We start from the raw sequence: 14,865 nt of genomic DNA on the forward strand, positions 1-14,865 counted from the left end.
CCCTGAATGTCCAGCAGCGGTTTCGGCCCTTCGCCTACGACTGCCGCGAGCGCCAGCATGCAGACTGGCACGCATGTCCCATGGCAGGCGAGGCAGTCATCTCGACCATCTGTCGGCAATCCCGTCGGCACTCCCGTCGGCACACCTTTCGGCACATCCACCGGCAGCGGAGACCTCCACGGGACCTGGTGCCACAGTCAAAGGAATCAGACAGCATGAAAAACCCACCCACCACCGCCCTCGACGTGATCATCGTCGGTGCCGGCTCGGCCGGACTGTCGGCATTGCGCGAGGTGCGCAAGCACACGGAGCATTTCGCCATCGTCAACGACGGGCCCTGGGGAACGACCTGTGCGCGGGTGGGATGCATGCCGTCCAAGTTGCTGATCGAGGCGGCCAACGCCTTCCATGCACGCCATCACTTCGATACCTTCGGCATACGCGGTGCGAGCGGGCTGCAGCTGGACCTGCCCGCCGTTTTGCGCCGCGTGCGCAAGCTGCGCGACGAGTTCGTGGCAAGCACGATCAAGGCCACGGAGGGCCTGGGCTGGCGGGCCATCGACGGGCGTGCCAGGCTGCTGGCAGCCAATCGGATCGAGGTCAACGGCAAGGTGCTGGCTGCGCGCAAGCTCATCCTCGCTCCGGGCTCCAGCCCCGTGGTGCTGGAGGAATGGAAGCGCTTTGGCAAGCGCATCCTGACCACCGACACCTTGTTCGAACGCAAGACGCTGGGCCCGCGCGTGGCCGTCGTCGGCCTGGGTCCGCTGGGCGTGGAGATTGCACAGGCGCTGGCACGGCTGGGACTGGAGGTCACCGCACTGGGACGCGGCCCGAAGCTTGCCGGCCTGTCCGACCCGAATGTCACCGACGCATTGCGGCATCTGCTTGAGAAAGAGATGGTGGTGATCACCGACCATGAAGTGCAGTTGGGCAAGGGCCCGGACAGCAGCATCGTCGTGCGTGCCGGCGACACCCGCATTGTCGTGGACCACGTGGTGGCCGCCATGGGTCGGCGCCCGCAGCTCGAAGGCCTGGGGCTGGAGACGCTGGGGCTTGAGCTGGACGAGCATGGGCAGCCGCCCGTGAGCCGCGAGACACTGCAGGTCGGCGAGCTGCCGCTGTTCCTCGCGGGCGATGCCAATGGCGACCGCCCCTTGTTGCATGAGGCCGTGGACGAAGGCCATATCGCCGGCACCAACGCCATGGCAGAGAACGTGGCCTGCTTTGAGCGGCGCACGCCGCTGTCCATTGTCTTCAGCTCGCCCAACGCGGCCGTCGTGGGCCAGCCCATGAAGGCGCTGCTGGGGCAGGACTTCGTGGTGGGCCGCGTGGATTTCGCGCACCAGGGGCGTGCGCGCGCTGCGCAGCGCAACGCGGGCCTGCTTCACGTCTATGCGGACCCGGCCAGCGGCCTGCTGCTGGGCGCGGAAATGTGCGCACCGGGCGGCGAGCATCTGGCCCATCTGCTGGCCCTGGCCGTGCAGCAGCAACTGACCGTGCACGAGCTGCTGCGCACGCCCTTCTACCACCCCGTGCTGGAAGAGGGCCTGCGCACCGCCCTGCGCGACGCGGTAAGCCAGTTGCGCGAGCAGCCGCCGTCCGACCTGGGCAACTGCGATCCCTTGCCCATGGACGATTGATCTCGCGCGGCCCAGGGCCGCACGCGGATCAAGCCCGGGGCGCGCTCTGCGGTGCGCTTCCTTCCGACAGCGTCCACCCGCCATTGCCATCGACCGCCAGCGCGTGGGTATGGAAACCCGCCAGCGTGCTGCGGTGGCCCACGCTCACCAGCATGGTCGAGCGCATCTGCTCGCGCAGCAGGGTGTACAGCGCATGCTCCAGGCCCTCGTCCATGGCCGAGGTGGATTCATCGAGAAAGACGATGGCGGGCCGGTTGAACAGCACGCGGGCAAAGGCCAGGCGCTGCTGCTCGCCAATCGACAGGATGCGGGACCAATCCTGGTTGACATCCAGCTTGTCGGCCAGGTGGGCCAGGCTGACCTGGCGCAGCGCCTGCTGCAGCCGCTCGTCGTCCTGCGGCGAGGCATCGGCGGGATAGGCAATGGCCGTGCGCAGGTCACCCAGCGGCAGATACGGGCGCTGAGACAGGAACAGCGCCTGGTGGCCGCCCGGGCGGCCCACCGTGCCTTCGGCATGCGGCCACAGGCCGGCAATGGACCGCAGCAAGGTGGTCTTGCCGCTGCCCGAGGGCCCCTTGATCAGCAACGCCTGGCCGGGAATGAGCTTCAGTTGCAGGCCGCTGAGCAGGTGGTGGCCATCAGGGCGGCTGACCTGCAGGTCCTCGATGTCCAGGGCGCCGGGCTGCTCTCTGTGGACGACCTGGGGCAGTTCGCGGGTCTGGGCATTGGCATCCAGAAAGCCGCACAGGCGGTCCAGCGCAGCGCGGTACTGGGCGAAGGTGTCGTAGGAGGTTCGGAAGAAGGACAGCGCATCCTGCACCTGCCCAAAGGCCTGCGAGGTCTGCATCACATCACCGAGCTTGATGGCACCGCTGAAAAAGCGCGGCGCCTGCAGCAGAAAGGGAAAGACCACGGCCACCTGGTTGACGGTGAGGTTGAAGCCGTCGAACTTCAGGCTGCGGTAGACCAGCGCCCAGACATTGGCGATCAACGCCGAGAATCGCGTCAAAAGCGTGTTGCGCTCGATGGCCGCGCCCTGGTAGAAGGCGATGTTCTCCGCATATTCACGCACGCGCACCAGGGCATAGCGGAAGTTGGCGGTCAGCCTCTCGTTCAGGAAGTTCAGCCGGATCAGCGGCTGGCCCAGGCGAAAGGCGATCAGCGTGGCGATGATCACGTAGACGTAGACCGCAAACACCATGGCCCGCGGAACCTCCACGCCCGCCACGGCAATGGGCGCGGACAGCCCCCAGAGAATGCCCGTGAACGCCACCAGCGAGACCACGGCGCTGACGGCGCCCAGCGCCAGGGTCAGCGAGTTCGAGACAAAGGTGTTCACATCCAGCTCGATGCGCTGGTCGGGGTTGTCCACCGGCTCGTCCAGGAAGTGGCTGCGGTAGTAGGCGTCGCCGCGCATCCAGTCGGTGGTCACGCGCTCGTTGAGCCAGACCCGCCAGCGAATGCGAAACGCCTGGTTCACATAGAAATTGAACAGCTCGCGCAGGATGTGGATGGTGGCCAGCACCGCGAAGATGCCCAGAAATCGCCAAAAGCCCTTCTGGTCCAGCTCCTGCAGCGCGCTGTAGAACCCGTTGTACCAGTAGGAAAACAGCACGTTCATGCGCACCGAGACCAGGGCCAGCACCAGCAGCAGCGTGAACACCAGCAGCGGCCACCAGCTGTTTCTGGGGTGCAGGAACGGGCCGGCCAGCTGCCAGAACTGCCGACCCCAGCGGGTGAATCGAACCACCAGCAGCGCCACGGCCGCGAAAGCCACGACGGTGATCACTGAGGCCGCCGCCAGCCAGACCAGGCTTTCCTGCAGCGCCTTGCTCCAATCCATGTCCATGCCGGAGATCCTCGGGTTGTGTGGGTGGAGAGAATCTACTCCTGTTCAGGCAGGCCGGCGGGCAGGCCTGGGTGCATGCCGGCAGCAAGCCATCTGCGCTTGCAATGCCCCCATCGCCGTTGCCGATGGGGCCACTGCCGACGAGGCCGCTGCGCAGGATTAATATTCCGTGCGTGCCACCCCGAGGCAGACACGGAGACAGGATCGGCCCGCACGGTTCCACCCCATGACAACAGCGATGCCGTCCCCGGGCCCTGCCCGGGCGGCCCAGACACAAGCCAGAACATGCCCGCATCGCCGCCCCAGGCTTCCCCGCCACACGACACCGCCGATGCGCCTGCACAGCGCCCCGCCCCCGCCAACCTGCGCGACCTGTTCTGGTCCTTCACCTGGCTGGCCCTGCAGGGCTTTGGCGGCGTGCTGGCCGTGGTGCAGCGCGAGCTGGTCGAGAAAAAGCGCTGGCTGACCAACGACGAGTTCGTGGAGGACTGGGCCGTGGCCCAGATCATGCCCGGGCCCAATGTGGTCAACCTGTCCATCACCATTGGCGAGCGCTACTTCGGCTGGCGTGGAGCCGTGGTCGCCGTGTGCGGGATGCTGTGCTTTCCCATGCTGCTGGTGCTGACGCTGACCGTGATCTATTCGCAGCTGGCCGACCACCCCGCCATGGCCGGGGCGCTGCGCGGCATGGGCGCCGTCGCGGCCGGCCTGGTGGCGGGCATGGGGCTGAAGCTGACCAGCACGCTGAGCCGCCACCCGCTGGGGCGCTGGTGCAGCGCGGCCCTGGCGCTGGCCTCGTTCATTGCCATGGCCGTGCTGCGCGTGCCGCTGGCCTGGGTGCTGCTGGTCGTCGGCGGTGCCGGCTGCGTGCTGACCTGGAGAAAGCTCGCCCCATGAACGCCGCCCACCAGATCGCCCTGAACCTGCAGCCCGCCGACTGGCTTCAGTTGCTGCTGTATTTCCTGACGCTGTCGCTGATGGCCGTGGGCGGTGCCATTGCCACGGCGCCCGACATGCACCGCTTCCTGGTCGATGGCCACGGCTGGCTCAGCGAGGCGCAGTTCGGCAGCTCCATCGCCATCGCCCAGGCGGCGCCCGGGCCCAATGTGCTCTTCATCGCCCTGCTGGGCTGGAACCTGGGCCTGAACGCGGGCGGGGGCACCGGGCCGCTGGCATGGACCTTTGGTGCGCTGGGCGTGACCATCTGCATGGTCGGCATCCTGCTGCCAAGCTCCGTGCTGGCCTGGCAGGCCTCGCGCTGGGGCCAGCGCAACAAGAACCGGCGCGGCGTACGTGCCTTCAAGCAGGGCATGGGGCCGCTGGTCATCGGGCTGCTGCTGGCCACGGGCTGGCTGCTGGGCAGCGCCAGCGGCCGCCCGGCCCAGGACTGGCGCCTGTGGCTGCTGACCCTGGCCTGCGCCCTGCTGGTGTGGCGCACGCGCATCCACCTGCTGTGGCTGCTGGGCGCGGGCGCGCTGCTGGGTGCGCTGGGCTGGATCTGAGAGGTCCTGAGGACTACCCTGGTTTTTTCGTCAAAAGGAGCCGTACATGGCGCAAGCCCCTTCCCTTCGTTCCCTGGGCCGCAGCGGCCTGCAGGTCTCGCCGCTGTGCTTTGGCGGCAATGTCTTCGGCTGGACCGTGGACGAGGCCACGTCGTTCTCGCTGCTTGACGCCTGGCTGGATGCCGGCATGAACTTCATCGACACGGCCGACGTGTACTCGCGCTGGGCGCCGGGCCATGCGGGCGGCGAGTCGGAGACCGTGATCGGCAAATGGCTCAGGCGCAGCGGACGGCGCGCCGACATCGTGCTGGCCACCAAGGTCGGCAAGGACATGGGCGAGGGCCGGGTGGGCCTGCGCCCCGAGTACATCCGCCAGGCCGTGGATGCCTCGCTGCAGCGCCTGCAGACGGACTACATCGACCTGTACCAGTCGCATGACGACGACGCCAGCGTGCCGCTGGCCGATACCCTGGGCGCCTTTGCCGACCTGATCGCCGCAGGCAAGGTGCGGGCGATCAGCGCCTCCAACCACAGCGCGCCGCGCCTGGCCGAGGCCCTGCGCACCAGCGCCGAGCTGGGCCTGCCGCGCTACGAGAGCCTGCAGCCGCTGTACAACCTGTACGACCGCGCCGTGCTGGAGCGCGATCTGGCGCCGCTGTGCGCGGCCGAACAGGTGGGCATCATCAACTTCTATGCGCTGGCAGCGGGTTTTCTGACGGGCAAGTACCGCAGCAGCGAAGACGCAGCCAAGAGTGCGCGCGGTGGCAAGACCGTGGCCACCTACCTGAACCCGCGCGGCCTGCGCATTGTGCAGGCCCTGGACGCCGTGGCTGCGCGCCTGAACAGCCAGCCCGCGTGCGTGGCCCTGGCCTGGCAGATGCAGCGCCCGTTTGTGACCTCGCCCATCGCAAGCGCGACCTCGCTGGCCCAGTTGCAGCAACTGGTGCAGGCCACGCGCCTGCAGCTGTCGGCTCAGGACGTGGCCGACCTCAACCAGGCCAGTCAGGAAGAAGGCGCAAGGGACTGACCTGCGCAGGCCGGGGCAGCCTGCCCGCCCTGGCCCGGGGCCTCTCAGCCCGCCAGCAGCGCGGGCAGGATCTGGGCCGATGGGCCGCGCAGGCACTGGTGCGCTGCGTCATCCAGCTCGGAAGGCGCCGGATTGATGACGGCCACGTGCGCGCCTGCCCGGCGCGCGATTCGGGCCAGCCCCGCTGCCGGATAAACGGCGCCCGAGGTGCCTACCACCAGCAGCACCTCGCAGCGCTGCACGGCAGCCTCTGCGGCCTGCCATACGCCCATGGGCAGGGACTCGCCGAACCAGACCACGCCCGGGCGCACCAGGTTGCCGCAAACAGGGCACTGCGGAGGCTCGCCAGGGTTCTGCCCGGCCAGGTCGCAGCAGGCGCGGGGCCGCTCGAGCCAGCGGTCGCGCATCAACTCGCCATGCAGGCACAGCACGCCGGGGCTGCCCGCGCGCTGGTGCAGGCCATCCACGTTCTGCGTGACCAGGGTCATGCGGCCCGGGTGCTGCAAGGCCCACTGCGCCAGCGCATGGTGGCCTGCATTGGGCTGCACTGCCGCCACGGCCTCGCGCCGGTGCGCATACCACTGCCACACGCGCTGCGGATGGGCGCGAAAGCCCGCCTCGCTGGCCATGTCCTGTGGGTTGAACTGTGCCCAGTAGCTGTTCTTGTCATCGCGGAACGTGGGCACGCCGGACTCGGCACTGACGCCTGCGCCCGTGAGCACGGCGATGTGCGCTGCATGCGCGATGCGCTCGCGCAGCTCGTGCAGCTCACCCTGGCCGGGCAGTTCGGCGGCAGCCGCAGGCAGCGAAGTGGGGGAAGGTTCGTCGGGCATCGGAGGGCGAAGGAAAAAAAGCAGGCCATTGTGCGGCAGCGCCGCCCCAGGGCGCATCAAATGCCTTTTTCCACCATCTCCAGCAGGCGCAGCGCCAGCGCACGCCGCTGCTCGGGTGTGGCACGGCGCAGCGGGCCGTCGATCACCAGCAAGGCCATGCCGTGCACCGCCGACCAGGCCAGGAACTCGGCCTGGGGACGGCGCTCGGGTGGCAGCACGCCGGCCTCGGCCATGCTGTCCAACGCGTAGCCCAGCAGCTCGAACGGGTTCAGGCCCATGGCCGCCGCACGCGTGGTGTCGGGCGCCAGGTCCACGTCGTACTCGACGGAGGCAAAGGCCGTGCGGAACCAGCCGGTCTCCGTCTGGGCAAAGCCCAGGTAGCCCCGGCCCACGGCAGCCAGCAAGGCGCGTGAGCGCTGCAGCGCATCGGGCAGGGCACGGGCCTGGACCATTTCGGCCTCGATGGCCGCGGCCAGTGCGCCCAGGGCCGCAGCGCGCACGGCATCAAACAGTGCCTGGCGGTTGGCAAAGTGACGATAGGCCGCATTCGGCGCCACGCCGGCCCGCCGCGTGGCCTCGCGCAGCACGATGGCCTGGGGACCGCCTTCGCGCGCCAGTGCCAGGCCAGCCTCGACCAGGGCCTGGCGCAGGTCGCCGTGGTGATATGACTCACGCCTGACACGTCGCTGCGTCACTGTTTTAGTTCCTTTTTCTTTCTGCATGACCACGTCACACGCAAGGGACGACAGCCCTGCCCCGCCGATTTACAGCTTGACACCGAAGCTGACAGCGCCTGATGTGGACAGCGTCCATTTTAGTCCCTAGCATATGTGAACGGCGTACACACGCCGGGCAGAAATCGATAAAAAGCCGGCATCGAACGGCAAAAACGGTTTTCACCGTCACCAAGGAGACAAGCATGGCTTTGCACACCGGCCGCATCCAGCCCTGCCTCTGGTTTGACAACCAGGGCGAGCAGGCGGCGCGCTTTTATACGGAAGTCTTTCCCGATTCCCGCATCACGGCCATTGCCCGCTATGGCGAAGCCGGCCACGACATCCACGGCAGGCCGGCCGGCAGCGTGATGACAGTGCAATTCGAGCTGGACGGCCAGCCCTTTCTGGCGCTCAACGGCGGCCCGATGTTCCGCTTCAACGAGGCCGTCTCGCTGATGGTCAGTTGCGATACGCAGGACGAGATAGATCACTACTGGGGCGCCCTGTCCGAGGGCGGCGACCCGGCGGCGCGTCAATGCGGCTGGCTCAAGGACCGCCATGGCCTGTCTTGGCAAATCGTTCCGGCCCAGATGGCGGGCTGGATGGGGGGCCCCGACATGGCCGCCGCCCAGCGCGTGATGCAGGCCCTGCTGGGCATGCAAAAGCTGGACATCGCCGCTCTTGAGCGCGCGCATGACGGCCGCTGAGGCCTCCTGCGCCCATCCTCCCACTCCTCTCCCCCTCCCCTCGCCACCAACCACTTCAGGAGCATTCCATGCAATTCATCCCCTATCTGAACTTCAACGGCAACTGCGCCGAGGCCTTTGCCTTCTACGCCAAGCTGTTCGGCGGCACCATCGTGCACCAGAGCACCTTTGGCGAGACACCGGGCATGGAGCAGATGCCCGATTCCGCCAAGGGGCTCATCATGCATGCCCACCTGCAGATCAAGGACCAGGCGCTGATGGCCTCGGACGCCACCGACAACTGCGGTGGCGGTGGCTACCAGCAGGCCCAGGGCATGTGGATCTCGATCGGCGTGGACGACGCCACCGAAGGCGGCCGCATCTTCAACGCACTGGCTGAAGGCGGCAAGGTGACCATGCCCTTCCAGGCCACGTTCTGGTCGCCGGGCTTTGGCATGGTGACGGACCGCTTCAATACGCCCTGGATGGTCAACGTCAGGGGCGAGGCCTGAACAAGGCCGGCCGCCACATTGCCTCTGTCACCCAAGAAGGAGTCTTCATGAACGCCAACCCAGTCGTCTGGTTCGAGATCCATGTGCAGGACATGGCGCGTGCGCGCCGGTTCTATGAAACCGTCTTCCAGGGCAAGCTGGAGCATCTGCCCGCGCCCGATGGCTCCGACAGCCAGGAGATGCTGTCCTTTCCGATGGACATGACAGGCCCCGGCGCGGGCGGAATGCTGGTGCGGATGGACGGCGCACCTTCCGGCGGCGGCGGCACCCTGGTCTATTTCGGCTGCGAGGACTGCGCCATCGAACAGGGCCGCGTCGAGGCCGCAGGCGGGCGCATCGAGCAGGCCAAATTCTCCATAGGCCCCCACGGGCACTGCGCCGTCGTGGTGGACACCGAGGGCAACCGAATCGGCCTGCATTCCATGCAATGAGAAGCGCCATGACAGCACAAGACATTCCCGAACACGCCAACGACCTGGTGCTCACGCGCCTGCTGAACATTTCCGCCGACAGGCTCTACCGCTGCTGGACCGAGCCGGCGCTGATCCAGCAATGGTTTGCGCCCAGCCCCTGGAGCGTGGCCCGGGTGGACAACGATGTGCGGCCCGGCGGCCACAGCCTCATCATCATGCGCAGCCCCGAGGGGCAGGAGATGCCCGGGCGCGGCGTCTATCTGGAAGTCATTCCCAACCGCCGCCTGGTCTTCACCGACGCATTCACCCAAGGCTGGGTGCCTGCCGACAAGCCCTTCATGACGGGCATCGTCAGCTTTGACCCCGAAGGCAGCCAGACCCGCTATACCGCCCGGGTGCGCCATTGGAGTGCTGCCGACCGCGCCCAGCACGAAGCCATGGGTTTTCACACCGGCTGGGGCCAGTGCACTGACCAGCTGGCCGAGCTCGCAGCCCGGCTCTGAAGCCGGATTTCACCAGGAGAGAGCCATGCACTACATCGACGGATTCGTGCTGCCCGTTCCCCGGGCCAACCTGCAGGCCTACCGCGAGGTGGCGCAGGCCGCAGGCAAGGTATGGATGGAATACGGCGCGCTGCAGTACTGGGAATGCGCGGGCGATGACGTGCCCATGGGCAAGCTGACCTCGTTTCCACAGGCCGTGCAGCTCAAGGAAGGCGAGATCGTGTTCTTCTCATGGATCATCTATGCGTCGCGCGCGGAGCGCGATCGCATCAATGCCGCCGTCATGAAGGACCCGCGCATTGCCTCCATGGACCCGGCCACCATGCCCTTCGACGCCAAGCGCATGTTCTGGGGCGGCTTCGAGAGCGTGGTGGAACTGGGCACGGGCGAAGGTGCAAGTGCGGGCGCCAGCGGCGCGCCGGCCTAGATCTGGTCAGCCGGGGCGGCAGACACGGCAGGCGTGGTGCCCTGGCCGCGCTGGCGCAGCGCTTCGTACAGGCACACGCCGCTGGCCACGGACACGTTGAGGCTGGAGACGGCACCCATCATGGGGATGCCGATCAGCTCGTCGCAGGTCTTGCGCGTGAGCTGGCGCATGCCGTCGCCTTCGGCGCCCAGCACCAGGGCCGTGGGGCCCGTGAGGTCCACCTCGTACAGGGTCTTGGGCGCATCGTCGCTGGTGCCGATGATCCAGATGTCGCGCTCCTTGAGCTCATTGAGCGTGCGCGCCAGGTTGGTGACCATGAAATAGGGCACGGTCTCGGCCGCGCCGCTGGCCACCTTGGCCACGGTGGCGTTCACGCCCACCGCATGGTCCTTGGGCGCAATCACCGCATGGGCGCCGGCGCCATCGGCCACGCGCAGGCAGGCCCCCAGGTTGTGCGGATCGGTCACGCCGTCCAGCACCAGCAGCAGCGGCTTGCTGATGCCGTCTGCCTCCAGCTGCTCCAGCAATTCGTCCAGCGAATGCACCTGGGCCACCGCCTCCACGCGCGCGGCCACGCCCTGGTGGCCATGGCTGCCGGCCAGCTTGGCAAGGCGTTCGCCGTCGGCCTCGATCAGCCGGACGCCGGCCGACTTGGCACGGTCGAGGAACTGGCGCATGCGCGCATCGCGGCGCGTGGCCTCGTAGTAGACCTCGATGATGGATTGGGGCGCGGTCTTCATGCGCACGCCGACGGCGTGGAAGCCGAAGAGAACTTTGGGGGACGACATGGGGCGCAATTATCCCGCCAATTGAGCGGTGCCCCGGGCCCCGCCTTGCGAAGCCCGTCTGCGCGCAACGGCTCCTGTGGTTTTTACGTAGCCGCTACACTGCGCGGCTTGGCCGCCTTCCAGCAGCCCTGCACATTGCGGCATGCACCGTAGCCACGGGCATGCCGCTTTGCATTTTTCCATCGCTTGAGTTTTTTCCTTTTCTTTGCCAACCATCATGCTCAAAGCCCTCTTCGCCCGGCTTGCCCGCACCAGCCTGGTCGGCCAGATCGCCATCAGCCTGGTCGCTGGCGGCCTGCTGGCCTGGCTCTGGCCCGAGGCCGCCCAGTCCGTGTCCCTGCTGGGCACGCTGTTCATCTCCGCCCTCAAGGCCGTGGCGCCCGTGCTGGTGCTGCTGCTGGTGGTCTCGGCCACCAGCAACCACCGGCCTGGCCAGGCCACGCAGATCCGCCCCATCCTGTGGCTGTATGTGCTGGGCACCTTTGCGGCGGCCGTGGTCGCCGTGGCGGCCAGCATGGCCTTCCCTTCCACCATCCAGTTCAAGGATGCCGCCCCGGCCCAGGGCGCGCCCGGGCGCATTGGCGAAGTGCTGATGGCCCTGGTGCAAAGCGCCTTCGACAACCCCGTGCGTGCGCTGATGAATGCCAACTACATCGGCATCCTCGCCTGGGCACTGGCCATGGGCATGGCCCTGCGCCATGCCTCGGAGTCCACGCGCACCGTGATGCAGGACCTGGGACAGGCCATCACCCGCGTGATCCAGGGCGTGATCCGGCTGGCGCCGCTGGGCATCTTCGGCCTGGTGGCGGGCACCTTTGCCCAGTCGGGCCTGGAAAAGCTGCTGGACTACGCGCACCTGCTGGCCGTGCTGCTGGGCTGCATGCTCTTCGTGGCCCTGGTGGTGAACCCGCTCATCGTCTGGACACAGACGCGCCGCAACCCCTATCCGCTGGTGCTGACCTGCCTGCGCGAGAGCGCGGTGACGGCCTTCTTCACGCGCAGCTCGGCCGCCAACATCCCCGTGAACCTGGCGCTGGCCAAGCGCCTGGGCCTGGATGAGGACACCTACAGCGTCTCCATCCCGCTGGGCGCCACCATCAACATGGCCGGCGCCGCCGTCACCATCAGCGTGCTCTCGCTGGCTGCGGCCCACACGCTGGGCATCGAGGTCGATCTGCTGACCGCCATCTTGCTGTGCGTGGTGTCCGCAGTCTGCGCCTGCGGCGCCTCGGGCGTGGCCGGCGGCTCGTTGCTGCTGATTCCGCTGGCCTGCAGCCTGTTCGGCATCTCCAACGATCTGGCCATGCAGGTGGTGGGCGTGGGCTTTGTGATCGGCGTGATCCAGGACTCGGCCGAAACCGCGCTGAACTCCTCGACCGACGTGATCTTCACGGCAGCTGCCTGCGAGGCAGCCGGGCGCCGTGAGGCCGTGGCGGCCTGAGCGCCACCCCTTGCTGGCGTCCGATCAGGCCGCCAGCGCCTGCCCCTCTTCGATGCTGGCGACGCGGCCGGCCTCGATGGTCACGCGGCGTTCGCAGCGCGCGGCGATGGCTCGGTCATGGGTGACCATGACCAGCGTCGTGCCGCGCTCGCGGTTGAGCGCGAACATCAACTCCATGATGGTTTCACCGGTCGCAAAGTCCAGGCTGCCCGTGGGCTCGTCGGACAGCAGCACGGCGGGCTCGACCACGAAGGCGCGGGCCAGCGCCACACGCTGCTGCTCACCGCCCGACAGCAGCTTGGGATAGTGGCCCAGGCGCTGGCCCAGCCCCACGCGCTCCAGCATTTCGGTGGCGCGGCGGCGGGCGTCGCGGCTGCCCGCCAGCTCCAGCGGCAGCATCACGTTCTCCAGCGCCGTCAGATTGCCCAGCAGCTGGAAGCTCTGGAAGACAAAGCCGAGCTTTTGCGCGCGCACGGCGGCGCGTGCATCCTCATCCAGCGCGAACATGTCCTGGCCCTGCAGCCGCACCGTGCCGCGCGTAGGCGTATCCAGGCCGGCAAGAATGGACAGCAGCGTGCTTTTGCCCGAACCCGAGGCACCGACGATGGCCACGGTTTCCCTTGCGGCAAAACGCAGATCGATATCCCGCAGAATATCCAGTGTTCCGGTCGAATCGCTGACCGACTTGAAGACATGCTCGACTTCGATCAGGGGCTGGGCAGTGCTTTGTGACATGGAGGATGGGAAGACGATGCAAGACAAGCTGCGCGCAATGCGCCGACGCCGCCACTTTATATCGGCCGGCTTGGCCTTCGGCCTGCTGGGTACTTGGACGGCCACGTCCGCGTGGGCAGCCGAGACTGGTCCGCTGCTGGTGCTGGGCGACTCGCTGAGTGCCGAATACGGACTGGCCCGTGGCACGGGCTGGGTGGCACTGCTGCAAAAGCGCCTGCAGGAGAGCCCAAAGAATGTGCCGCTGGTCAACGCCAGCGTGAGTGGCGAGACCACCTCGGGCGGCCGCTCTCGCCTGCCTGCCTTGCTCAAGCAGCACAAGCCATCGGTGGTGGTGATCGAATTGGGTGGCAACGATGCGCTGCGGGGTCTGCCGCTGCAAAGCACGCAGGGCAATCTGGACGCCATGGTCCGCGCGGCCCGGGATGCCGGAGCCAAGGTGCTGCTGGTGGGCATGCAGGTGCCGCCCAACTATGGCAGCGGCTATACGCGCCAGTTCGAGCAGTTGTTTGCCAAGGTGGCGCAGGAGCAGAAGGTGCCGCTGGTGCCCTTCCTGCTGGCCGGCATCGGTGATGCGGCCGATTCGGCCCAGTGGTTCCAGGCCGACCGCATCCACCCCACGGCCAAGGCCCAGCCGCGCATGCTGGACAACGTCTGGCCCCAGCTCAGCAAGCTGCTGCCCTGAGCTCAGGGCAGGCAGAGTGTCAGTTGCCGCGGCCTTCCTCGCCGGGACGGGCTGCTGCAGGAGATGCCTGCGCATTACCTTCTGAGCCGTCGCCCTCATGGTCGTCGGGTCTTTTTTCGGCCTTGGCCTTCTCCTTCTCTAGCTTCTTCTGCTTCTTGGCCAGTTCGCGCTGGCGTTTTTCATAGGCGTAATTGGGTGTCGCCACAGGTGGACTCCTCTGTTGTTGCAAGCCCCACTGTAGCCGCAAGACGGGGCCTGCCAGGAAAACCTCAGGATATGGTGGACGCAGGCACGGCGGAATCGCCCACGCTGCAACGGTATGCATGCCAACTGGCACAGCCCAGCAAAGGCCCCACCAGCAGCAGGCCCGCGCCATGCCACCACAGGGAAACCGCCACCAGTACGGTGATGATCGCGGCCCACTGCAGCATGACGGCCAGGTTCAGGCCGACCACGCGCATGCTGGTGATGCAGGCCGTGAGTGCATCGCTGCCCCGGTCCAGCATGGCCGGCAGCGCCACCACCATGCTGGCGAACACCAGGGCCGCGAAGGCGCCGCCGACCAGCAGGTAAATGGCCAGGAATTCCCAGTTCTCGGGCCGCGCCACGGCCTGCAGCATGCCGGCCGTGGTCGGCATGCCGGTATCGAAGAACACGGCAAAGACCACCATGGAGGCGCGCGCCCAGAGCATCTCCAGCACCAGCAGCACCATGACCAGCATGCCCATGCTGCCCATCTGCGTGTCCCAGCAGGTCAGCGAGCTGCTCAGTTGGGGCGGCAAGCCCCGCTCCAGCCTGCGGCTGGTGTCGTACAGGCCCATGGCCAGGAAGGGGCCGATAAGCAGGCAGCCGCTGGCCATGGCCATGCTGTATTCCGGGCTGGCGCGGAACACCCAGCCGATCAGCAGGGCCATGGCCCAGAAGCACAGGCCGTAGAACAGCGCCACGCGGGGCGCACGCCGCAGATCGCGCCAGCCCAGGGCCAGCCAGCGCCAGGGATCGGCCATGCGCAGCAGTTGCACCTGCAGCATGCCGGCCGGGTTGTCGGAAGCTTTCTCGGGAGCGGGGGATGCCTGCATGCCTGGACCTCCTGGATCAGCGAGTCCAAAGT

18 protein-coding genes are annotated in these 14,865 nt (G+C 67.5%); 11 read left to right on the forward strand and 7 right to left on the reverse strand.

The features are described from left to right. Positions 1-215 precede the first annotated feature (215 nt). A complete protein-coding gene (locus BO996_RS18690; protein ID WP_071956073.1) occupies positions 216-1,640 on the forward strand; it encodes a dihydrolipoyl dehydrogenase in 1,425 nt (474 codons plus the stop codon). 28 nt (positions 1,641-1,668) lie between these two features. Here BO996_RS18690 and BO996_RS18695 read toward each other — a convergent pair whose 3' ends face one another. Next, complete coding sequence (locus tag BO996_RS18695; RefSeq protein ID WP_071956074.1) at positions 1,669-3,489, reverse strand: ABC transporter ATP-binding protein/permease; 1,821 nt, start codon at positions 3,487-3,489, stop codon at positions 1,669-1,671. Positions 3,490-3,774: 285 nt separating this feature from the next. On the opposite strand from BO996_RS18695, the gene BO996_RS18700 reads away from it, so the two are divergent. Genes BO996_RS18700 through BO996_RS18710 form a run of 3 tightly spaced genes read left to right on the forward strand, consistent with a single transcriptional unit; the run spans position 3,775 to position 6,018 of the window. Next, positions 3,775-4,386, forward strand: a complete 612-nt coding sequence (locus BO996_RS18700) for a chromate transporter (RefSeq protein ID WP_013802193.1) — start codon at positions 3,775-3,777, stop codon at positions 4,384-4,386. Continuing rightward, positions 4,383-4,991: a chromate transporter gene (locus tag BO996_RS18705; RefSeq protein ID WP_071956075.1), complete on the forward strand. Its 609-nt coding sequence runs from the start codon at positions 4,383-4,385 to the stop codon at positions 4,989-4,991. Before BO996_RS18700 ends, BO996_RS18705 begins: the two co-directional genes overlap by 4 nt. A gap of 46 nt (positions 4,992-5,037) precedes the next feature. After that, positions 5,038-6,018, forward strand: coding sequence for an aldo/keto reductase (locus BO996_RS18710; protein WP_071956076.1), 981 nt, complete (start codon positions 5,038-5,040; stop codon positions 6,016-6,018). Positions 6,019-6,062: 44 nt separating this feature from the next. Here BO996_RS18710 and BO996_RS18715 read toward each other — a convergent pair whose 3' ends face one another. Both BO996_RS18715 and BO996_RS18720 read right to left on the reverse strand, forming a co-directional pair. Beyond that, entirely contained in the window at positions 6,063-6,908 is an 846-nt protein-coding gene (locus BO996_RS18715; protein WP_043796117.1) for an SIR2 family NAD-dependent protein deacylase, read from the reverse strand. After that, positions 6,908-7,546, reverse strand: a complete 639-nt coding sequence (locus tag BO996_RS18720; RefSeq protein ID WP_071956077.1) for a TetR/AcrR family transcriptional regulator — start codon at positions 7,544-7,546, stop codon at positions 6,908-6,910. The genes BO996_RS18715 and BO996_RS18720 overlap by 1 nt, the downstream gene beginning before the upstream one ends. Before the next feature lie 224 nt (positions 7,547-7,770). On the opposite strand from BO996_RS18720, the gene BO996_RS18725 reads away from it, so the two are divergent. The 5 genes from BO996_RS18725 to BO996_RS18745 all read left to right on the forward strand — a co-directional run bounded on the left by BO996_RS18725 (position 7,771) and on the right by BO996_RS18745 (position 10,108). After that, positions 7,771-8,274 carry a VOC family protein gene (locus BO996_RS18725; RefSeq protein WP_013802188.1) on the forward strand — a complete coding sequence of 168 codons (504 nt, stop codon included), beginning with the start codon at positions 7,771-7,773 and terminating at the stop codon, positions 8,272-8,274. A gap of 68 nt (positions 8,275-8,342) precedes the next feature. Further along, positions 8,343-8,765 carry a VOC family protein gene (locus BO996_RS18730; RefSeq protein ID WP_071956078.1) on the forward strand — a complete coding sequence of 141 codons (423 nt, stop codon included), beginning with the start codon at positions 8,343-8,345 and terminating at the stop codon, positions 8,763-8,765. Positions 8,766-8,812: 47 nt separating this feature from the next. Beyond that, entirely contained in the window at positions 8,813-9,196 is a 384-nt protein-coding gene (locus BO996_RS18735) for a VOC family protein (protein ID WP_013802186.1), read from the forward strand. Positions 9,197-9,204: 8 nt separating this feature from the next. Beyond that, positions 9,205-9,681: an SRPBCC family protein gene (locus BO996_RS18740; protein ID WP_071956079.1), complete on the forward strand. Its 477-nt coding sequence runs from the start codon at positions 9,205-9,207 to the stop codon at positions 9,679-9,681. Positions 9,682-9,706: 25 nt separating this feature from the next. Further along, entirely contained in the window at positions 9,707-10,108 is a 402-nt protein-coding gene (locus BO996_RS18745; RefSeq protein ID WP_034394298.1) for a DUF1428 domain-containing protein, read from the forward strand. Here BO996_RS18745 and rlmB read toward each other — a convergent pair. Beyond that, the gene (gene rlmB / locus BO996_RS18750) at positions 10,105-10,896 is read right to left on the reverse strand and encodes a 23S rRNA (guanosine(2251)-2'-O)-methyltransferase RlmB (RefSeq protein ID WP_012205857.1); all 792 of its coding nucleotides are present in this window, start codon (positions 10,894-10,896) and stop codon (positions 10,105-10,107) included. The two genes, BO996_RS18745 and rlmB, sit on opposite strands and share 4 nt — an antisense overlap. Positions 10,897-11,113: 217 nt before the next feature. Here rlmB and sstT point away from each other — a divergent pair, with 217 nt between their 5' ends. Further along, on the forward strand, positions 11,114-12,337 hold the full coding sequence (gene sstT, locus BO996_RS18755; protein ID WP_013802183.1) for a serine/threonine transporter SstT: 1,224 nt from the start codon (positions 11,114-11,116) through the stop codon (positions 12,335-12,337). Between the two features lie 24 nt (positions 12,338-12,361). Here the strand turns inward: sstT and BO996_RS18760 are convergent, their stop codons facing one another. Continuing rightward, complete coding sequence (locus BO996_RS18760; protein WP_071956080.1) at positions 12,362-13,072, reverse strand: ABC transporter ATP-binding protein; 711 nt, start codon at positions 13,070-13,072, stop codon at positions 12,362-12,364. 16 nt (positions 13,073-13,088) lie between these two features. On the opposite strand from BO996_RS18760, the gene BO996_RS18765 reads away from it, so the two are divergent. Then, positions 13,089-13,754: an arylesterase gene (locus tag BO996_RS18765; RefSeq protein ID WP_043782090.1), complete on the forward strand. Its 666-nt coding sequence runs from the start codon at positions 13,089-13,091 to the stop codon at positions 13,752-13,754. 19 nt (positions 13,755-13,773) lie between these two features. Here BO996_RS18765 and BO996_RS18770 read toward each other — a convergent pair whose 3' ends face one another. Both BO996_RS18770 and BO996_RS18775 read right to left on the reverse strand, forming a co-directional pair. Beyond that, entirely contained in the window at positions 13,774-13,959 is a 186-nt protein-coding gene (locus tag BO996_RS18770) for a hypothetical protein (RefSeq protein ID WP_071956081.1), read from the reverse strand. Between the two features lie 64 nt (positions 13,960-14,023). Next, entirely contained in the window at positions 14,024-14,833 is an 810-nt protein-coding gene (locus BO996_RS18775; protein ID WP_071956082.1) for a DUF2189 domain-containing protein, read from the reverse strand. Positions 14,834-14,865: the final 32 nt, after the last annotated feature.

Source organism: Delftia sp. HK171, assembly GCF_001886655.1.
Taxonomy (GTDB): Bacteria; Pseudomonadota; Gammaproteobacteria; order Burkholderiales; family Burkholderiaceae_C; genus Comamonas; species Comamonas acidovorans.

Coding starts and splice junctions, on each gene's coding strand:
- BO996_RS18760 (WP_071956080.1), bottom strand. CDS start 13,072: ATGTCACAAAGCACTGCCCAGCCCCTGATCGAAGTCGAGCATGTCTTC.
- rlmB (WP_012205857.1), bottom strand. CDS start 10,896: ATGTCGTCCCCCAAAGTTCTCTTCGGCTTCCACGCCGTCGGCGTGCGC.
- BO996_RS18725 (WP_013802188.1), top strand. CDS start 7,771: ATGGCTTTGCACACCGGCCGCATCCAGCCCTGCCTCTGGTTTGACAAC.
- BO996_RS18690 (WP_071956073.1), top strand. CDS start 216: ATGAAAAACCCACCCACCACCGCCCTCGACGTGATCATCGTCGGTGCC.
- BO996_RS18765 (WP_043782090.1), top strand. CDS start 13,089: ATGCAAGACAAGCTGCGCGCAATGCGCCGACGCCGCCACTTTATATCG.
- sstT (WP_013802183.1), top strand. CDS start 11,114: ATGCTCAAAGCCCTCTTCGCCCGGCTTGCCCGCACCAGCCTGGTCGGC.
- BO996_RS18730 (WP_071956078.1), top strand. CDS start 8,343: ATGCAATTCATCCCCTATCTGAACTTCAACGGCAACTGCGCCGAGGCC.
- BO996_RS18695 (WP_071956074.1), bottom strand. CDS start 3,489: ATGGACATGGATTGGAGCAAGGCGCTGCAGGAAAGCCTGGTCTGGCTG.
- BO996_RS18700 (WP_013802193.1), top strand. CDS start 3,775: ATGCCCGCATCGCCGCCCCAGGCTTCCCCGCCACACGACACCGCCGAT.
- BO996_RS18745 (WP_034394298.1), top strand. CDS start 9,707: ATGCACTACATCGACGGATTCGTGCTGCCCGTTCCCCGGGCCAACCTG.
- BO996_RS18775 (WP_071956082.1), bottom strand. CDS start 14,833: ATGCAGGCATCCCCCGCTCCCGAGAAAGCTTCCGACAACCCGGCCGGC.
- BO996_RS18735 (WP_013802186.1), top strand. CDS start 8,813: ATGAACGCCAACCCAGTCGTCTGGTTCGAGATCCATGTGCAGGACATG.
- BO996_RS18715 (WP_043796117.1), bottom strand. CDS start 6,908: ATGCGCCCTGGGGCGGCGCTGCCGCACAATGGCCTGCTTTTTTTCCTT.
- BO996_RS18740 (WP_071956079.1), top strand. CDS start 9,205: ATGACAGCACAAGACATTCCCGAACACGCCAACGACCTGGTGCTCACG.
- BO996_RS18710 (WP_071956076.1), top strand. CDS start 5,038: ATGGCGCAAGCCCCTTCCCTTCGTTCCCTGGGCCGCAGCGGCCTGCAG.
- BO996_RS18705 (WP_071956075.1), top strand. CDS start 4,383: ATGAACGCCGCCCACCAGATCGCCCTGAACCTGCAGCCCGCCGACTGG.